Source organism: Streptacidiphilus pinicola (genome assembly GCF_003258295.1).
Taxonomy (GTDB): domain Bacteria; phylum Actinomycetota; class Actinomycetes; order Streptomycetales; family Streptomycetaceae; genus Streptacidiphilus; species Streptacidiphilus pinicola.
In genome coordinates this window covers 1-16,356 of record NZ_QKYN01000117.1, presented here as the reverse complement: position 1 = coordinate 16,356, position 16,356 = coordinate 1, and the positions used below count along the sequence as shown (strand labels likewise).

The window sequence follows — 16,356 nt, the reverse complement described above, 5'->3', positions numbered from 1 at the left end:
AGGGGGAGAGTCCCGCCTTCCCCACCTACTTGACCCTCCCGCGAGGGCCGCCGCCAACGTGGTGGCCACGTCAGAGACGCACCAGCGAGAAGGAGTCGAGAGCCATGTCGTCGATCGTCGAGCGTTACCTCGCCGTGTGGAACGAGCCGGACCCGGTCGCCCGCAAGCAGGCCGTCACCGAGCTGTGGACCGAGGACGGCGTCGAGTACGTCGAGGGCAAGCAGTTCCGGGGCCACGACGGCCTGGTGGAGCGGGTCGCCGAGGCGCACGAACGGTTCGTGGCCTCCGATGGGTACCGGATCACCCACGACGGGAGCACCACCCCCAGCGAGGACGTGGTCGTCCTCACGGTCCGGCTGACCCGCCCGGACGGCGGGACCGACTGGGCGGCCAGGGTCTTCCTGCTGCTCGACGCGGACGGCCGGATCCGCGAGGACTACCACCTCACCGTCCAGCCGCTGCCGCCGTCCTGAGGCACGGTCAGTTGGTGACGGAAGCGATCAGGTCGTCCGCCGCGGCGTACGAGTCCAGCTCGCCGCGGGCGACCTTCTCCGCGAGCGCGTCGAGGTGACGGTCGCCGTGCAGGGAGCCGAAGCGCTCGCGCAAGGTGGTCAGGGCGATGGCCTCGATCTCCTGCGCGGCGCGGCGCAGCCGGCGCTTGGCCAGCTCGCCCTGCTCGGACATCCAGGCGTAGTGCTTGTCGAGCGCCTCGACCACCTCGTCGACGCCCTCGTGCTTGGCTGCGACCGTCTTCACGATCGGCGGACGCCAGTCGCCCGCGGAGCGGGCCTCACCGAGGCCCAGCATGTGGTTGAGCTCGCGGGCGGTGGCGTCGGCGCCGTCGCGGTCGGCCTTGTTGACCACGTAGACGTCGCCGATCTCCAGGATCCCGGCCTTGGCGGCCTGGATGCCGTCGCCCATGCCCGGGGCGAGCAGCACGATCGTGGTGTCCGCCTGCGCGGCGATCTCCACCTCGGACTGCCCCACACCGACGGTCTCGACCAGGATCACGTCGCAGCCGGCCGCGTCCAGCACGCGGATCGCCTGCGGCGCGGACCAGGCCAGACCGCCGAGGTGGCCCCGGGTGGCCATGGACCGGATGAACACCTCAGGGTCGGTGGCGTGCTCCTGCATGCGGACCCGGTCCCCGAGGAGGGCTCCGCCGGAGAACGGCGAGGACGGGTCGACGGCGAGCACCCCCACCCGCTTGCCCTGACGGCGGTACGCCGTCACCAGCGCCGAGGTCGACGTGGACTTCCCCACACCCGGCGAGCCGGTCAGCCCCACGACATACGCCCGCCCGGTCAACGGCGCCAGCGTGGCCATGACCTCCCGCAGCTGCGGGCTGGCGCCCTCGACCAGCGAGATCAGCCGCGCGACTGCGCGCGGCCGCCCTTCTCGGGCCTGCGCGACCAGGGCGGGGACGTCGATCATCGTGCTGAGCTCCAGTTGTGAATCGGACGGACCAGTTGCACTACCTGTGGGGGCGCGAGGCTGTACCGATTCTGCCGCTCCACCGCACGGGCCCTCCCACGGACAGTTGCACTGTCCAGGGGCGCAACCGCAGGCGGGAGCAGCCCCGACCCGACTCGCGCCCACGCTGGGGGTACCTCCCGGCCGAAGGCTGGGGGAGGAGCCGCACATCAGCAGAGCCCCGCGCCCCTGGAAGTGCAACCACAGGCGGGAGCATCAGTGAACCGCTCGCGCCCACCCGCCGGAGGCGCACATCAGCAGAGCCTCGCGCCCCTGACGGCTACGCCGTCGGGGGTTCAGGCCTTCGGGACGCGGACGATGAGGGCGTCGCCCTGGCCGCCGCCGCCGCAGAGCGCGGCCGCGCCGACGCCGCCGCCGCGGCGCTGGAGCTCGAGAGCGAGCGAGAGCACCAGACGGGCGCCGGACATCCCGATCGGGTGACCCAGCGCGATCGCGCCTCCGTTGACGTTCACCTTGTCGAGCGAAATCCCCAGGTCCTTCACCGACTGCACGGCGACGGCCGCGAACGCCTCGTTGATCTCGACCAGGTCGAGGTCCTCGACGCCGATGCCCTCCTTGGAGAGGGCGTGCTGGATGGCGTTGGACGGCTGCGACTGCAGCGAGTTGTCCGGGCCCGCGACGTTGCCGTGGGCGCCGATCTCGGCGATCCAGGTGAGCCCGAGCTCCTCGGCCTTGGCCTTGCTCATCACGACCACCGCGGCGGCGCCGTCGGAGATCTGCGAGGCGGAACCGGCCGTGATCGTGCCGTCCTTGGTGAAGGCCGGACGCAGCTTGCCGAGCGACTCGACGGTCGTGTCCGCGCGGACGCCCTCGTCCACCGAGAAGAGCACCGGCTCGCCCCTGCGCTGCGGGATCTCCACCGGGACGATCTCGGCCTCGAAGACGCCGTTCTTCTGCGCGGCCGCGGCCAGCTGGTGCGAACGGGCGGCGATCTCGTCCTGCTCCGGGCGGGCGATGCCGAGACGGGTGTTGTGGATCTCGGTGGACTCGCCCATCGGGATGCCGTCGAAGGCGTCGGTCAGGCCGTCGTGGGCCATCGCGTCCAGCATCTCGATCGCGCCGTACTTGAAGCCCTCGCGGGACTTGGGCAGCAGGTGCGGGGCGTTCGTCATCGACTCCTGGCCACCGGCCACGACGATGTCGAACTCGCCCGCGCGGATCAGCTGGTCGGCCAGCGCGATCGCGTCCAGGCCGGAGAGGCAGACCTTGTTGATGGTCAGCGCCGGGACGTTCATCGGGATGCCGGCCTTGACCGCGGCCTGGCGGGCGGGGATCTGGCCGGCGCCGGCCTGCAGCACCTGGCCCATGATCACGTACTGGACCTGGTCCCCGCTGACGCCGGCGCGCTCCAGCGCGGCCTTGATCGCAACGCCGCCGAGGTCGGCGCCCGAGAACCCCTTGAGCGAGCCGAGCAGGCGGCCCATCGGGGTGCGGGCGCCCGCGACGATCACGGACGTGGTGGCGCGGCTTGCCGTGTTGCTCATGGTGGTCGAGCCCCTTTGCTGCGACGGGAACTGGCGGGCGACGGTGTGCCACGGCACCGAGTGCCAGTTGGGAGTTTTCCGCTCAATGTACTGACCGGCCGTGGGGCCGTCACCCGGCACACGGTGTGATCACGGGCACGGTCGGCACGGGTTTCGCCAGGACACGAGTTGCGCTCTATTGGAAGGAGCGTTGACAGGCCCAGCTTCATTCCCTCAGGAGGACCTCCCCGTGCTCACGCGCATCGACCACATCGGTATCGCCTGCTTCGACCTGGACAAGACGGTCGAGTTCTACCGCGCGACCTACGGCTTCGAGGTCTTCCACACCGAGGTCAACGAGGAGCAGGGCGTCCGCGAGGCCATGCTGAAGATCAACGAGACCTCCGACGGCGGCGCCAGCTACCTGCAGCTGCTGGAGCCCACCCGCGAGGACTCCGCCGTCGGCAAGTGGCTGGCCAAGAACGGCGAGGGTGTGCACCACATCGCCTTCGGCACCGCGGACGTCGACGCGGACGCGGCGGACATCCGTGGCAAGGGCGTCCGGGTCCTCTACGACGAGCCGCGTATCGGCTCGATGGGCTCCCGGATCACCTTCCTCCACCCCAAGGACTGCCACGGCGTGCTGACCGAGCTGGTCACCTCCGCCCCCCAGGCAACCCACGAGTAACGAACCTCTGGGCACGTACAAAGAGAAAATCCGCCCCACCCCCCTGCGCTCACCCCCGGTGACGTGAGAAAATGCCCCGGTGCCACGGGCCCGGTTGCCGGGGGGTGCGGGTGGGGTGAGCGAGACACCGAGTGGCCCACTCTTCCCCACGATCTGCCACCATTCTCCCTGAGGCATAGGGTTCACCAAGGAGCTCACCCGGACGGCGGAGCGGGATACACCCGAACCGCGCACGGTGCGGCGACGCGATCATGGAGACGGATGGGACCGCGGAGTGCGGGGCAACGACGGCTACGAGGTTGACGATCACCTCGCCAAGTTCGAGGCCGACTTGGAGCGGCTTCGCAAGGAGCGCGAGAAGGCCGTCACACACGCCGAGGACCTCGCCTACCAGGTCGAAGTCCTCCGCGCCAAGCTGCACGAGGCTCGGCGCCAGCTTGCCCAGCCGCGTGCTTTCGACTCCGTGGCCGGGCAGGCCGAGCAGATCCTGCGCAACGCCGAGGCCCAGGCCGAGCAGCTGCGGCAGGAGGCCGAACGCATCCGGATGGAGGCGCAGAACGCCACCGCCCGGCTGATGCAGGAGGCCGCGGACCGCTCCTCGCGGCTGCAGGCCGAGTGGCAGGCCGAGGCCGAGGCCCGGCGCCGCCATCTGGAGGCCGAGCTCGCCGAGCTGCGCCGCAGCGCCGAACAGCACGTCAACGAGAACGTCTCCTGGGCCGAGCAGGCCCGCGCCGGCACCGAGGCGCAGGCGCGTCAGGTGCTGGACGAGGCACGCGCCGAAGCCGAGCGCATGCTCGGCATCGCCCGCGCCGAGGCGATGGCCGTCTCCGAGAACGCCACCTCGCAGGTCGCCGCCGACGTCGAGTCCACCCGGGCCGAGGCCGACTCGGTGCTCCAGCGCGCCCGCACCGAGGCCGAGCGGCTGCTGAACGCCGCCGCCGCACAGGCCCAGGACGCCACCGAGCGCGCCGAGCGGGTCCGCGCCGACGCCGGGGTCGAGGCCGACGGACGGCTGGCCGCCGCGCAGGAGGAGATCCAGCGGCTGCGTGACCAGGCCGCCGCCCTGCGCGGCGAGGCCGAGCACCTGCGCGAGGAGGCCGAGGCCCGGCTGGCCGGTGTGGAGGCCGCCGGCCAGCAGCGGACCGACACCGCCAAGGCCGAGGTCGCCCGCATGGTCGCGACCGCGACCAGGGAGGCCGACGAGGTCAAGGCCGAGGCCCAGCGCCTGCTGGAGGAGGCCCGCGACGAGATCGAGCGGCTCAAGGCCGAGGCCCTGGAGTCCGCCCGTACCGAGGGCGCCGCCACCGCGACCGTGCACCTGGCCAAGGCCGCCCGCACCGCCGAGGACGTCGTCTCCCGCGCCACCGCCGACGCCGAGACGGTCCGTCAGAACGCCGCCGAGGAGGCGGAGCGGATCCGCACCGAGGCCATGGCCGAGGTGCAGCTGCTGCGCGAGCAGGCCAGGGCCGCCGCCGAGCAGGCCCAGGGCATGGCCCTGGACGAGATCGCCGCCCACCAGGACGCCGCCGCCCAGCTGCGGGCCGAGGCCGAGCGGCTGCGCGCGGAGTCCGCCGTCGACGTCGAGCGGACCCTGGGCGAGGCGCGCCGTCAGGCCATAGGACAGATCGAGGAGTCGGCGCGCAGCGCGGAGGAGCTCCTGGTCAAGGCGAAGGCCGACGCCGACGAGCTGCGCGGCGGGGCCGCCGAGGAGGTCGCCGCCACCAAGGCGCGTGCCGCCGAGGAGGCCCGCGAGATGCAGGCCCGCGCCGAACAGGTGCTGGCCCGCGCCAAGACCGAGGGCGACCGGATCCGCGGCGAGGCCGAGGGGGTGCGTGACACCGAGGCCGCCAAGGGCAGCGCCAAGGCCGAGGAGATCCGCGCCGCCGCCCAGGCCGCCGCCGACGAGACCCACCAGGCGGCCGTCACCGCCGCCGACGAGCTGCACGCCCAGGCCGCCGCCGACGCCGAGCGCGTCCGCACCGAGGCGCGGCAGGAGCGCGACGAGATCCTGGCTGCCACCGAGCGGCTGGCCGGCGAGCGCGCCCAGCAGGCCGCGGCCGACGCGGAGAAGGCCGCCGAGGACGCCCGCGCCGCCGCCGAGCTGCGCGAGCGCACCGGCACCGAGGTCGCCGAGTCCCGCGCCCAGGCCGAGAACGAACTGGCCCGGATGCGCGCCGACCTCGACTCCGAGATCGAGCGGCTGCGCGCCGAGGCCCAGGAGACCGTCGACGCGGACCTGGCGAGCGCCAAGGCCAAGACCGACTCCGCCGAGTCCGACGCCGAGCAGATCCGCGCCGAGGCGCGCGACGCCGCCGCCCAGGACATCGAGGACGCCAGGACCCTGCGCGAACAGGCCGCCGCGTCCATCGCCGAGGCCGAGGCCGAGGCGGAGCGGATCCGCGAGGCCGCCCGCGACCTTGAGGCCGACCTGGTCAGCCGCCGGGAGGCGGCCGAGGCCGAGGCCGAACGCCTGGCGGAGGAGGCGCGCCTGGCCGCCGAGCAGCAGGCGAGCGAGCTCGCCGACAAGCGCGTCACCATGCTGGCCACCGCCAAGGCCGACGCGGACATGATCCGCGACCGCGCCCGGGAGGCCACCGAGCAGGCCGAGCAGGAGCGCGCCGCGCAGCTGGCCGAGGACGCGCAGCAGCGCGAGACGTTGCTGGCCACCGCCCAGGCGGAGGCCGAGCAGCTGCGGCTGACGACGGAACAGCACGACGCCGAGGCCGCGGCCCAGCGCGAGGCCCTGCTGGCCGCCGCGCAGGCCGAGGCGGACCGGCTGGCGGCGGAGGCCCAGGCCGCCGCCGAGCAGCTGCGGCTGACGACGGAACAGCAGGACGCCGAGGCCGCAGCGCAGCGTGAGGCCCTGCTCGCCGCGGCCCAGGCCGAGGCCGAGCAGCTCGCCGCCGAGACCCAGGCCGGCGCCGAACAGGTCCGGCTCAAGCTGGAGCAGCACGAGGCGGAGGCCGCCGCCCGGCGCGAGGCCCTGCACGTCGAGGCGCAGACCGCGGTGGAGCAGGCCCGGCAGGCGGGGATCCAGCACGCCGCCGACCTGGCCGACCTGCGGGCCAGGGCCGAGCGTGAGCACGCCGAACAGCGCGAGTCCGTGCTGGCCGACGCCCACGGCGAGGCGGACCGGGTCCGCGCGGAGGCCCGCGAGGCCGCGTCCGTGGACCTCGCCGACGCCAAGAACTCCCGGGAGACCGCCGCCAAGGCGCTCACCGACACCGAGACGGCCGTCGCCGAGCTGCGCGAGGAGGCCGCCAAGGTCCTCGCCGACGCCGAGGCCAAGACCGCCGCCGACCGTGAGGCACTGGACGCGGAGTTCGCCGAGCTGCGCGCCCAGGCCGACCAGGCCGCCGCCGGCATCCGCGAGGCCGCGCAGGCCGCCGCCGAGGAGATCCACGCGCAGGCGCGCCGCGACTACGACGAGGCCAGCGCCGAGCTGGCCCGGATCCGGGCCGAGGCCGACGCCGGGATCGAGGCCGAGCGCGCGGCGATGATCGAGCAGCGCACCGCGGCCGACGCGCGCACCGCCGAGATCATCGCCCAGGCCGAGCAGGACGCAGCCCAGCACGCCGCCGACCTGGCGGCGCTGCGCGCGGAGACCGAGCACGAGCTCGCCGACCGCCGCGACGCGGTGCTGGCCGAGGCCCACGGCGAGGCAGACCGGGTCCGCGCCGAGGCGCGCGAGGCCGCGTCCGTGGACCTCGCCGAGGCCAAGGCGTCGCGCGAGGCCGCCGGCAAGGCGCTCACCGACACCGAGACGGCCGTCGCCGAGCTGCGCGAGGAGGCCGCCAAGGTCCTCGCCGACGCCGAGGCCAAGACCGCCGCCGACCGCGCGCTCCTCGACGCCGAGCTCACCGAGCTGCGGACCGACGCGGAGCTGACCGCGGGCGAGACCCGCGACGCCGCCGAGCGCGAGGCCGCGCAGGTGCGCCAGCTGGCCACCACCGAGGCCGCCCGGCTCCGCGCCGAGGCCGCGGACGACCGCGAGCGGGTCACCTCGGAGCTGGCCGCGCTGCGCGCCGAGGCGGCCGAGGCGTTCACCGAGGAGCGGGCCCGGATCGAGGCCGAGCGCGAGCGGAACGAGCGCGAGGCCGCGAGCCGCATCGCCGCCGCCGAGGACGAGGCCGCGCAGATCCGGCAGTCCGTCGCCGGCCTCTACGAGGCGGCCGAGGCGCAGACCACGCAGACCCGCGCCGACGCCGAGCGTGAGGCGGCACAGATCCGCGAGCTGGCCACCACCGAGGCCGCCCGGCTCCGCGCCGAGGCCGAGCAGCTGCGCGAGCAGGCCGAGCAGGAGTCCCAGCGGCTGCGGGCCGAGGCCGAGGAGCTGCGCGCCCGCGCCGCCGAGGAGTCCACCCGGGCCCTCGCCGAGGCGCAGGAGCTGGCCGAGTCGGTCTCCGCCGACGCCGAGACCGCTGCGCTGGCCACCACGGCCGCCGCGGAGGAGCAGGCCGACGCCATGGTGTCGGCCGCCCGCAAGGAGGCCGAGCGGATCACCGGCGAGGGCGCCGCCGAGGGCAGCGCGCTGGTCGAGCAGGCCCGCCGGGACGCCGACCAGATGCTGGTCGAGGCGCGCGGCGACGCCACGCAGATCCGCGAGCGCGCCGAGGAGCTGCGCGAGCGCACCCACGCCGAGATCGAGGCGCTGCACGAGCGGGCCCGCAAGGAGTCCGCGGAGGCCATGCGCGCGGCCGGCGAGCGGGTGGACCGGCTCATCGCCGACACCAGCGAGCAGTTGGACGCCACCAGGGCCGAGGCCGAGCGCGAGCTCGCCGTGGCCAAGGAGAAGGCGGCGGAACTGCAGGCCGAGGCGTCCGCCGAGGCCAGCAAGGTCCGTATCCAGGCCGTCAGGAAGGCCGAGGGGCTGCTCAAGGAGGCGGAGGCCCGCAAGGCCGAAGCCGACTCGGCCCTCGAGGCCGCCCGCGAGGAGGCCGAGCGGCAGCGCGGCTCCGCCGCCGAGGCCGCCGAGAAGACCCGTCAGGAAGCCATCGAGGCAGGCGAGGCGGAGCTGGACCGGGCCCGCGCCGAGGCCGAGCAGACCGTCGAGGAGGCCAGGTCCGAAGCCAAGCGGATCACCGACGAGGGCCGCAGGGAACTCGACGAGCTGGTCAGCCGCCGCAAGGACATCAACACCGAGATCGCCCGCGTGCAGGACGTCCTCCAGGCCCTCGAGGCCTTCGAGGCGCCAGGCGGCGCGGGCAAGCCCAGCGGGGGAACCGGCGGCACCGGCAACGGTCCGTCAGGAGGGGCGAGCAGGACCAACGGGGACAGCAACAACAGGCCGGGTGGTGGCCGCGGCGGCACCCCAGCGGGGGTCGGCGCGGGAGCAACCCGTCCGGGTGGCAAACGTGCCGGCACGCAACCACCCGATTGAGCGGACATTCTCCACTCTTCATCGGCTTTGGGCCGATGACACACCGAATCCGTGCCAGGATTCGCCCTATCACCTCACCTCAACCATCCGACTCTCCGGGCATACGACAGGAACTCCACCCCTATGAGCGACACACACTCTCCGCACGGCTTCGACGTTGTGCGCCGCGGGTACGAGCGGGCTCAGGTCGACGAGCGCATCAGCAAGCTGGTCACGGACCGCGACGGCGCCCTCAACCGGATCGGCGCGCTGGAGAAGCGCATCGAGGAGCTGCATCTCGAGACGCAGACCGCACAGGCGCAGATCACGGACGCCGAGCCGTCCTACGCCGGCCTGGGCGCGCGGGTCGAGAAGATCCTGCGCCTGGCCGAGGAGGAGGCCAAGGACCTGCGCGAGGAGGCCCGTCGGGCCGCCGAGCAGCACCGTGAGCTGGCCGAGGCCGCCGCCCAGCAGGTCCGCAGCGAGGCCGACGGCTTCGCCAAGGACCGCAAGGCCAAGGCCGAGGAGGAGGGCGCTCGCATCGTCGAGAAGGCGAAGAGCGACTCCGCGCAGCTGCGGGCCGAGGCCGGCAAGGACGCGCAGAACAAGCGCGAGGAGGCCGACGCCCTCTTCGAGGAGACCCGCGCCAAGGCGGCGCAGGCCGCGGCCGACTTCGAGACCAACCTGGCCAAGCGCCGCGAGCAGTCCGAGCGCGATCTGGCCGCCCGTCAGGCCAAGGCCGAGAAGCGCCTCGCCGAGATCGAGCACCGCGCCGAGCAGCTCCGCCTGGAGGCGGAGAAGCTCCGCACCGACGCCGAGCGTCGCGCGCGCCAGACGGTCGAGACCGCCCAGCGCCAGGCCGAGGACATCGTCGCCGACGCCAACGCGAAGGCGGACCGCGTCCGCAGCGAGAGCGAGCGCGAGCTCGCGGCGCTGACGAACCGTCGCGACAGCATCAACGCCCAGCTCACCAACGTCCGCGAAATGCTCGCTACCCTCACGGGCGCGGCGGTCGCCGCCGCTGCCGCCCCGGACGACGACGTCATGGGCCGCGGCGTCCCGGCCCAGCAGTCGCGCTAAGCGCGCCAGCGCTTCAGGGGCGCGGGGCCGTACCGACATGCGGCTCTGCCGCACGGGCGCGACCAGGTAGTTGCACCGTCCAGGGGCGCGGGGAACCGCGCCCCTGGGTGTTGCCACTCAATCAATCGTTGAAAGGAAGCCCCGGACGGCCGCGTTGAAGGCCTCCGGGACCTCCAGCGCGGAGAGGTGGCCTGCGCCCGGAAGGATCGTCAGGTCGGCTTGAGGGAGCGCGGCGGCGAGGGCCTCTGCGTCGGGGATCGGAGTGAGGGCGTCCTCGTCGCCGACGATGACGAGGGCCGGGACATCGACCGCGCCCAAGGACTCCAGGGAATCCGGGCGCGCCGCCATCGCGCGCTGCGCCCAGGCGACCGCGGCCGGGGAGGCTGCGGAGATCAGCTCCGCGACGTAGTCGACCAGCTTGGGGCAGCGCTTCGCCGTGGTCGAGCCCAGCAGCGGGCTGGGCAACTGCTCGTCCACCAGGAGGCGGACGCTGTCGCGGGCGAGGACCGCCTTCGCGACCCGTTCGCGGTTCGCGCGGGCCGTGTCCGTGTCCGCCGAGCCCTTGGTGTCGGCGAACAGCAGGCCGGAGAGGCGATCGGGATAGCGGCGGGCGAAGGCCATCGCGATGTAGCCGCCCATGGAGAGGCCGCCGATGACCGCCTGCTCGATGCCCGCGGCATCCAGCAGCAGGGCGATGTCGTCGGCCAGCAGATCCAGCGACGGGGCGTCAGCGCCCAGCGGCGTGCCGCCGAAGCCGCGGAGGTCGACGGCGAGGACGCGGGCGTCCGTGCCGTCGGGGCCGGGGAGCTCGTCGAGCTGGGACTCCCACATCCGGGCCGACAGCGGGAACGCGTGAAGCAGCACCAGCGGCGTGCCGGAGCCGGCCTCCCGCACCGAGAGTCGTTCGGTCATGGGGACAGCGTATGCACCGATCGGTGCTTCGGGACCTCATCCGCGGCGTTCCTGCCCTAGGGTGAACTCATGATCGAGGTCAACGAGCTGACCAAGCGGTACGGCGACAAACTCGCCGTCGACCATCTCAGCTTCACCATCCCCCAGGGCGTGGTGACGGGCTTCCTCGGCCCGAACGGCGCCGGCAAGTCGACGACCATGCGCATGCTGCTCGACCTCGACCGGCCGACCTCCGGGACGGTCCGGATCGACGGAAAGCACTACGGCGAACTCCGCGAGCCGCTGAAGTACATCGGCGCCTTGTTGGAGGCCAAGGCCGTGCACCCGGGGCGTACTGCTCACAACCACCTGCGGTGGATGGCGGCGAGCAACCGCATTCCGGCCCAGCGGGTGGACGAGGTTCTGGCTCTGGTCGGCCTCACGGCCGTCGCCAAGAAGCGCTCCGGCGGCTTCTCGCTCGGCATGGGTCAGCGGCTCGGCATCGCCGCGGCGCTCCTCGGCGACCCGAAGATCCTGATGTTCGACGAGCCGGTCAACGGGCTGGACCCGGAGGGCATCGTCTGGGTCCGCAATCTGATGAAGTCGCTCGCCGCCGAGGGTCGCACGGTCTTCGTCTCCTCGCACCTGATGAGCGAGATGGCGCTGACCGCGGAGCACCTGATCGTCATCGGCCGGGGCAGGCTCCTCGCCAACCTGCCGATGAACGAGTTCATCGACCAGAACTCCCGCTCCTTCGTGCGGCTGCGCACCCCGCAGCCGGAGCAGCTGCTGGACGCGCTCTCCCGCGAGGGCATGACCGCCTCCCTCGACGGCAACGGCGCGTGGGAGGTCGAGAACGGCGACATGGCACGCATCGGTGACCTCGCGGCCGCCAACGGGGTCACCCTGCACGAACTGAGCCCGCAACGCGCCTCCCTGGAGGAGGCGTTCATGCGGATGACGGCCGAGGCCGTCGAGTACCACACCGAGACACCCGCACCGGAGAACCCTCCGGCGGCCTGGGGCGAGAACTGGAAGAAGGAGAGCTGACGATGTTCCCCGCACTGCTCTCCGAGTGGATCAAGGTCAAGACGGTCCGGTCCACCTTCATCACGCTGCTGCTCACCTTCGTCGTCACGGTGGGCCTGGGCGCGCTCGTGTCCGCCCTGTTCGCCGCGAACTTCAACCACACGTCCGCGGCCGACCGCGCCACCTTCGACGCGACCAGCGTCAGTTTCAGCGGCATCGGCCTGGGGCAGCTCGCACTGATCGTCTTCTCGGTGCTCGTCGTCACCAGCGAGTACAGCAGCGGCATGATCCGCGCGACGCTGGCCGCCGTGCCGCAGCGGCTGACCCTGCTGCTCGCCAAGGTCGTGACGGTGCTGGGCCTGGTGGCGGTGATCTCGCTGCTGACCGCGTTCGTCAGCTTCTTCCTGGGCCAGGCCCTGCTCGGCAGCCATCGCGTGTCCATCTCGGACCCGGGAGTGACCCGTGCGGTCTTCGGAATGGCGATCTACATGACGCTGCTGGCCCTGCTCTCCGTGGGCGTCGCCTTCATGGTGCGTCGCCCGATCCCGGCGCTGGCCATTCTGATGCCGTTCTTCTTCCTGATCTCGCCGATCCTCAACGCGGTGCCCAAGGTCAAGAACGTGGCGCACTACTTCCCGGACGTGGCCGGGCGGCAGCTGTTCTCGGTGCGCGCCAGTTCGGACGTCCCGTACGGGCCGCTGGCCGGCTTCTTCATCGTTCTCGCCTGGGCCGTGGCCTGCATCGGGATCGGCTACCTGCTCTTCAAGCGCCGGGACGCGTAGTCCCTCAGTACCTCGGAGCGCCGCGTCCCCGCAGCTGGTTGGGGGCGCGGCGTTCGCGGTTGGTCCAGCAGGCGCGGTGCCAGTGGCGGCGGTCGTCGACTCCCCCGGCGGCACCCATGGACAGCACGGGCCAGGCGACGACGTGGCCGACGCCGGATGGGATCTCCTGGTCGCAGCCGGGGCAGCGGTAGCGCTTGCCGCTGTCGCCGGCGACCGTGCGGACCTGCCACTCCTCGCCGGCATAGCTCTCGGTGCGTTCCAGCCAGGTGCCGCCGGTAACCGTACGGGCGTTCTTCGGTTCGTCCCCGCGGGGACGACTTCGGCGAGGAGACATCATTCTCCCTGACTTGGCGGCATGCTGGTCCCACAAGGGTAGTGGAGCGCGTAGCGCGGGCCCCCGAACGCGCCGGGGGTGGCTTTTACCACAGAGGCCGGATTCCTGCCAGGGCGCAAGGGCAAAACCACCCGATATCCCGTCGAAGCCCGGATTCCGCTGTGCCTGTGGCACATGACGTGAGTTACTCCTGTGGTAGTCGCGGGATCGAAGTTCCCCGTGGGGCCAAGGAGTTGATTCCATGTCCGCCGTGCACGCCAGCGCCGTACCCACCCTCGCGCCGTACAAGCTGCCGCGGCAGCGAAGCGCGCGGCCGGTACCGGGCGGGCTCAGCACCGGAGTGTTCCTGCTCTCCGCCCAATTTCCGGGCCAAGGGCATGCCGAGGCCTTGGAACGCACCGTGTCGGCGGCGGTGGCCGCCGAGCAGGCCGGGCTGGACAGTGTCTGGCTGGCCGAGCACCACTTCGTGCCGTACGGCGTCTGCCCGGACGCGGCGACGCTCGCGGGTCTGCTGCTCGGCCGCACCCGGCGGGTGCGCATCGGCACCGCCGTCAGCGTGCTGCCGACGCACCATCCGGTGCGGCTCGGCGAGCAGGCCGCACTGCTGCACCTCACCTCCGGCGGCCGGTTCACGCTCGGCGTGGGCCGCGGCGGGCCGTGGGTGGATCTCACCGTCTTCGGGGGTGGCGCGGAGGCCTACGAGCAGGGCTTCCCCGAGTCCCTCGACCTGCTGCTGCGCTGGCTGCGCTCCTCCCGGGTCGGCGCCTCCGGCCCGCGCTACGACTTCCCCGAGGTCGCGGTCGTCCCGCGCGCCACGGAGCGGCCCATCCAGCCGCACCGCGGCGTCCGGCAGACCGGCGCCGTCCCGCGGACGGACCGTCAGACCGGCTCGGCGCAGCACGCCTTCGCGGAGACCTCCCCGGCGCCGCTGTCCGTCACGGCCGGCGGCGCACGGACGGCCGGGGGGCCGCCCGTGGTGATCGCCTGCACCTCCCTCGGGACGGTGCGCCTCGCCGCGCAGCAGGGCTTGCCGATGCTGCTCGGTATGCACTCCGGCGACGAGGACAAGGCGGAGATGGTGGCCGCCTACCGCACCGCCGCGCTGGAGGCCGGCCGCACGCCGGACCAGGTGGCCCGGATCGAGGCCGAGCATGTCGCGGCGGGCGTGGCCCAGGTCGCCGACCGCACGGCCGACGCCAGGTCCCGACTGCTGCGCGCGATGCCGGACTTCTTCCGCTTCGGCCTGGGTGCGCACCGCACCGTGGACGGACGCGAGCGCCGGATGCGCGACCCGGAGCAGTACACCGAGTTGCTCTGCGACCTGCACGCCGTCGGGACACCGAGGCTCTGCGCCGACCGGCTGCTCGCCACGCACGAGCGCACCGGGATCCGGCGTTTCGCCCTGCTGGTGGAGGGCTCCGGTGACCGCACCGAGACGGTGGCCAACATCGCCCGACTGGGCGCGGAGGTCCTCCCCCAGCTTCCGCAGGATTAGCGGCTTCGCCGCTCGTTCTCAACCGTCGCTAGCAGTCGCGCAGCTCGGGCGACTGGTTGAGCAGCTGCGCCCGCACCGAGGTGAACCTGGCATAGCGGGCATCGGCCTCGGGGCCCGGCGCGAACACCGCGACCCGATGACAGTTCTGAAACGCGAGCCGCACCCCGAAGTGCCGTTCCAGCGAACCCCTGATGGCGTCGCTCGCCAGGGCGCGCAGCAGCTGACCGCGCTCCTGCTCGGACGGCGGGGGGACCTGGTTGTCGGCGAACTCACCGCCGTCGACCTCCCGCTGGAGCACCAGCGAGCTGATCAGGTCCCAGGCATAGGGCAGGGAGGTGCGGACGCAGTCGACGAATTCCCGCTCGTCGACCTCGCCTCGTTCGGCCTTCTCAAGCATGGCCGGTGAGACGTCGAGCGACATGGGTTCTCCTCTCGCAGGGCCCCCGGGGCGGCTCCCCCAGGGGGTGGTGCAGAGCGGACGATGGCACCGCTACCAGCGTCCCAGGGAACGGCCGAACAGGGAGCAGAATGTGGCAATCTCCCTACCCTGAGTGGCCGTGACACACCGTAAGCCCCCGTAAGCAGTGGCACCAGAGCACAGCGAATGGATCAAGCCAGAGTCGAGTATGATCCGACAGTCACCATTCCACTGCGCTGCGTGGTCGGCGATTCCTGTGAGTGACAACGCCGACGGTGCCGGATCCGGTTTCCGCGCGCCGCGTGAATCCCTCTCTTGCCCCGGAATCGCTTCGAATGGCCTTCGTGGGCTAGCGTGGTCGGCCGTGCGTCTCGTCATTGCCCGCTGCTCCGTCGACTACGCAGGCCGGCTCACCGCCCACCTGCCGTCCGCCCCTCGGCTCATCCTGGTCAAGTCGGACGGGAGTGTCGCCGTGCACTCCGACGACCGCGCCTACAAGCCGCTCAACTGGATGTCACCGCCGTGCTCCCTCAAGGAGGAGGACGGACGCTGGACAGTGGAGAACAAGGCTGGCGAGAAGTTGATCATCACGCTGGAAGAAGTGATGCTCGACTCCACCCACGAGCTGGGTGTGGACCCCGGTCTGATCAAGGACGGCGTCGAGGCGCATCTGCAGGAGCTTCTTGCGGACCGCATGGAGGTCCTCGGCGAGGGCTGGACGCTGATCCGCCGCGAGTACATGACGGCCATCGGCCCGGTGGACATCCTCTGCCGGGACGCCGAGGGCACGACGGTCGCGATCGAGATCAAGCGCCGCGGCGAGATCGACGGCGTCGAGCAGCTCACCCGCTACCTCGAACTCCTCAACCGCGACCCCCTGCTGGCGCCCGTGAAGGGCGTCTTCGCGGCCCAGCAGATCAAGCCCCAGGCCCGCGTCCTCGCCGCCGACCGCGGCATCGACTGCGTCGTCCTCGACTACGACGGACTCCGCGGCATCGAGGACGACAAGCTCAAGCTCTTCTGACTCCCGGCTTGTTGCAGCACAGCGGGAGCGCGAGACTCCGCTGATGCGCGGCGCCCCCGGCCGAAGGCCCGGGTGACGGAATCCGACCGAAGCCTGACGGGGCACCCCCGCCAAGGCGCGGGCGACGGCACTCCCGCCGAAATCCTGAGGAAGGCACACCTGCCGAAGCCCGGTCGGCGCACCCCGGCCGAAGGCCTAGGGAGCGCGCGTCCCCGCAGGGGGCCGAACTCCGGCGGAGGTCAGCGCCCCTGACGGGCGATCAGCTCGGGGAGGGGCTGGCCGGGGTGCGCCGACCGGGC

At 72.6% G+C, this 16,356-nt stretch carries 13 protein-coding genes; 8 read left to right on the top strand and 5 right to left on the bottom strand.

The window, feature by feature from the left end; all coding sequences use genetic code 11:
- Positions 1 to 104 precede the first annotated feature (104 nt).
- Positions 105 to 473, top strand: a complete 369-nt coding sequence (locus tag DN069_RS28135) for a nuclear transport factor 2 family protein (RefSeq protein ID WP_111505616.1) — start codon at positions 105 to 107, stop codon at positions 471 to 473.
- A gap of 7 nt (positions 474 to 480) precedes the next feature.
- On the opposite strand, the gene meaB is transcribed toward DN069_RS28135, so the two are convergent.
- Both meaB and DN069_RS28125 read right to left on the bottom strand, forming a co-directional pair.
- A complete protein-coding gene (gene meaB, locus DN069_RS28130) occupies positions 481 to 1,434 on the bottom strand; it encodes a methylmalonyl Co-A mutase-associated GTPase MeaB (protein ID WP_111505614.1) in 954 nt (317 codons plus the stop codon).
- 335 nt (positions 1,435 to 1,769) lie between these two features.
- On the bottom strand, positions 1,770 to 2,978 hold the full coding sequence (locus tag DN069_RS28125; protein WP_111505684.1) for an acetyl-CoA C-acetyltransferase: 1,209 nt from the start codon (positions 2,976 to 2,978) through the stop codon (positions 1,770 to 1,772).
- 229 nt (positions 2,979 to 3,207) lie between these two features.
- Here DN069_RS28125 and mce point away from each other — a divergent pair, with 229 nt between their 5' ends.
- The 3 genes from mce (at position 3,208) to DN069_RS28110 (ending at position 10,084) form a co-directional block, all read left to right on the top strand.
- The gene (gene mce, locus DN069_RS28120) at positions 3,208 to 3,645 is read left to right on the top strand and encodes a methylmalonyl-CoA epimerase (protein ID WP_111505612.1); all 438 of its coding nucleotides are present in this window, start codon (positions 3,208 to 3,210) and stop codon (positions 3,643 to 3,645) included.
- 274 nt (positions 3,646 to 3,919) lie between these two features.
- A complete protein-coding gene (locus DN069_RS28115; RefSeq protein WP_111505610.1) occupies positions 3,920 to 9,025 on the top strand; it encodes a hypothetical protein in 5,106 nt (1,701 codons plus the stop codon).
- A gap of 123 nt (positions 9,026 to 9,148) precedes the next feature.
- Positions 9,149 to 10,084, top strand: a complete 936-nt coding sequence (locus DN069_RS28110) for a coiled-coil domain-containing protein (RefSeq protein WP_111505608.1) — start codon at positions 9,149 to 9,151, stop codon at positions 10,082 to 10,084.
- A gap of 117 nt (positions 10,085 to 10,201) precedes the next feature.
- Here the strand turns inward: DN069_RS28110 and DN069_RS28105 are convergent, their stop codons facing one another.
- Positions 10,202 to 10,996, bottom strand: a complete 795-nt coding sequence (locus DN069_RS28105) for an alpha/beta fold hydrolase (RefSeq protein ID WP_111505606.1) — start codon at positions 10,994 to 10,996, stop codon at positions 10,202 to 10,204.
- 69 nt (positions 10,997 to 11,065) lie between these two features.
- Between DN069_RS28105 and DN069_RS28100 the strand changes: the two genes are divergently transcribed.
- Positions 11,066 to 12,025, top strand: a complete 960-nt coding sequence (locus DN069_RS28100) for an ABC transporter ATP-binding protein (protein ID WP_111505604.1) — start codon at positions 11,066 to 11,068, stop codon at positions 12,023 to 12,025.
- The gene (locus DN069_RS28095; protein ID WP_424556334.1) at positions 12,022 to 12,786 is read left to right on the top strand and encodes an ABC transporter permease; all 765 of its coding nucleotides are present in this window, start codon (positions 12,022 to 12,024) and stop codon (positions 12,784 to 12,786) included. The genes DN069_RS28100 and DN069_RS28095 overlap by 4 nt, the downstream gene beginning before the upstream one ends.
- A 4-nt stretch (positions 12,787 to 12,790) precedes the next feature.
- On the opposite strand, the gene DN069_RS28090 is transcribed toward DN069_RS28095, so the two are convergent.
- A complete protein-coding gene (locus DN069_RS28090) occupies positions 12,791 to 13,120 on the bottom strand; it encodes an ATP/GTP-binding protein (protein ID WP_111505600.1) in 330 nt (109 codons plus the stop codon).
- A gap of 241 nt (positions 13,121 to 13,361) precedes the next feature.
- On the opposite strand from DN069_RS28090, the gene DN069_RS28085 reads away from it, so the two are divergent.
- A complete protein-coding gene (locus DN069_RS28085; protein ID WP_111505598.1) occupies positions 13,362 to 14,615 on the top strand; it encodes an LLM class flavin-dependent oxidoreductase in 1,254 nt (417 codons plus the stop codon).
- 28 nt (positions 14,616 to 14,643) lie between these two features.
- Here the strand turns inward: DN069_RS28085 and DN069_RS28080 are convergent, their stop codons facing one another.
- Positions 14,644 to 15,036 carry an SCO5389 family protein gene (locus tag DN069_RS28080; protein ID WP_111505596.1) on the bottom strand — a complete coding sequence of 131 codons (393 nt, stop codon included), beginning with the start codon at positions 15,034 to 15,036 and terminating at the stop codon, positions 14,644 to 14,646.
- 361 nt (positions 15,037 to 15,397) lie between these two features.
- Between DN069_RS28080 and nucS the strand changes: the two genes are divergently transcribed.
- Complete coding sequence (nucS, locus tag DN069_RS28075; RefSeq protein ID WP_111505594.1) at positions 15,398 to 16,057, top strand: endonuclease NucS; 660 nt, start codon at positions 15,398 to 15,400, stop codon at positions 16,055 to 16,057.
- The last annotated feature ends 299 nt before the right edge of the window (positions 16,058 to 16,356 follow it).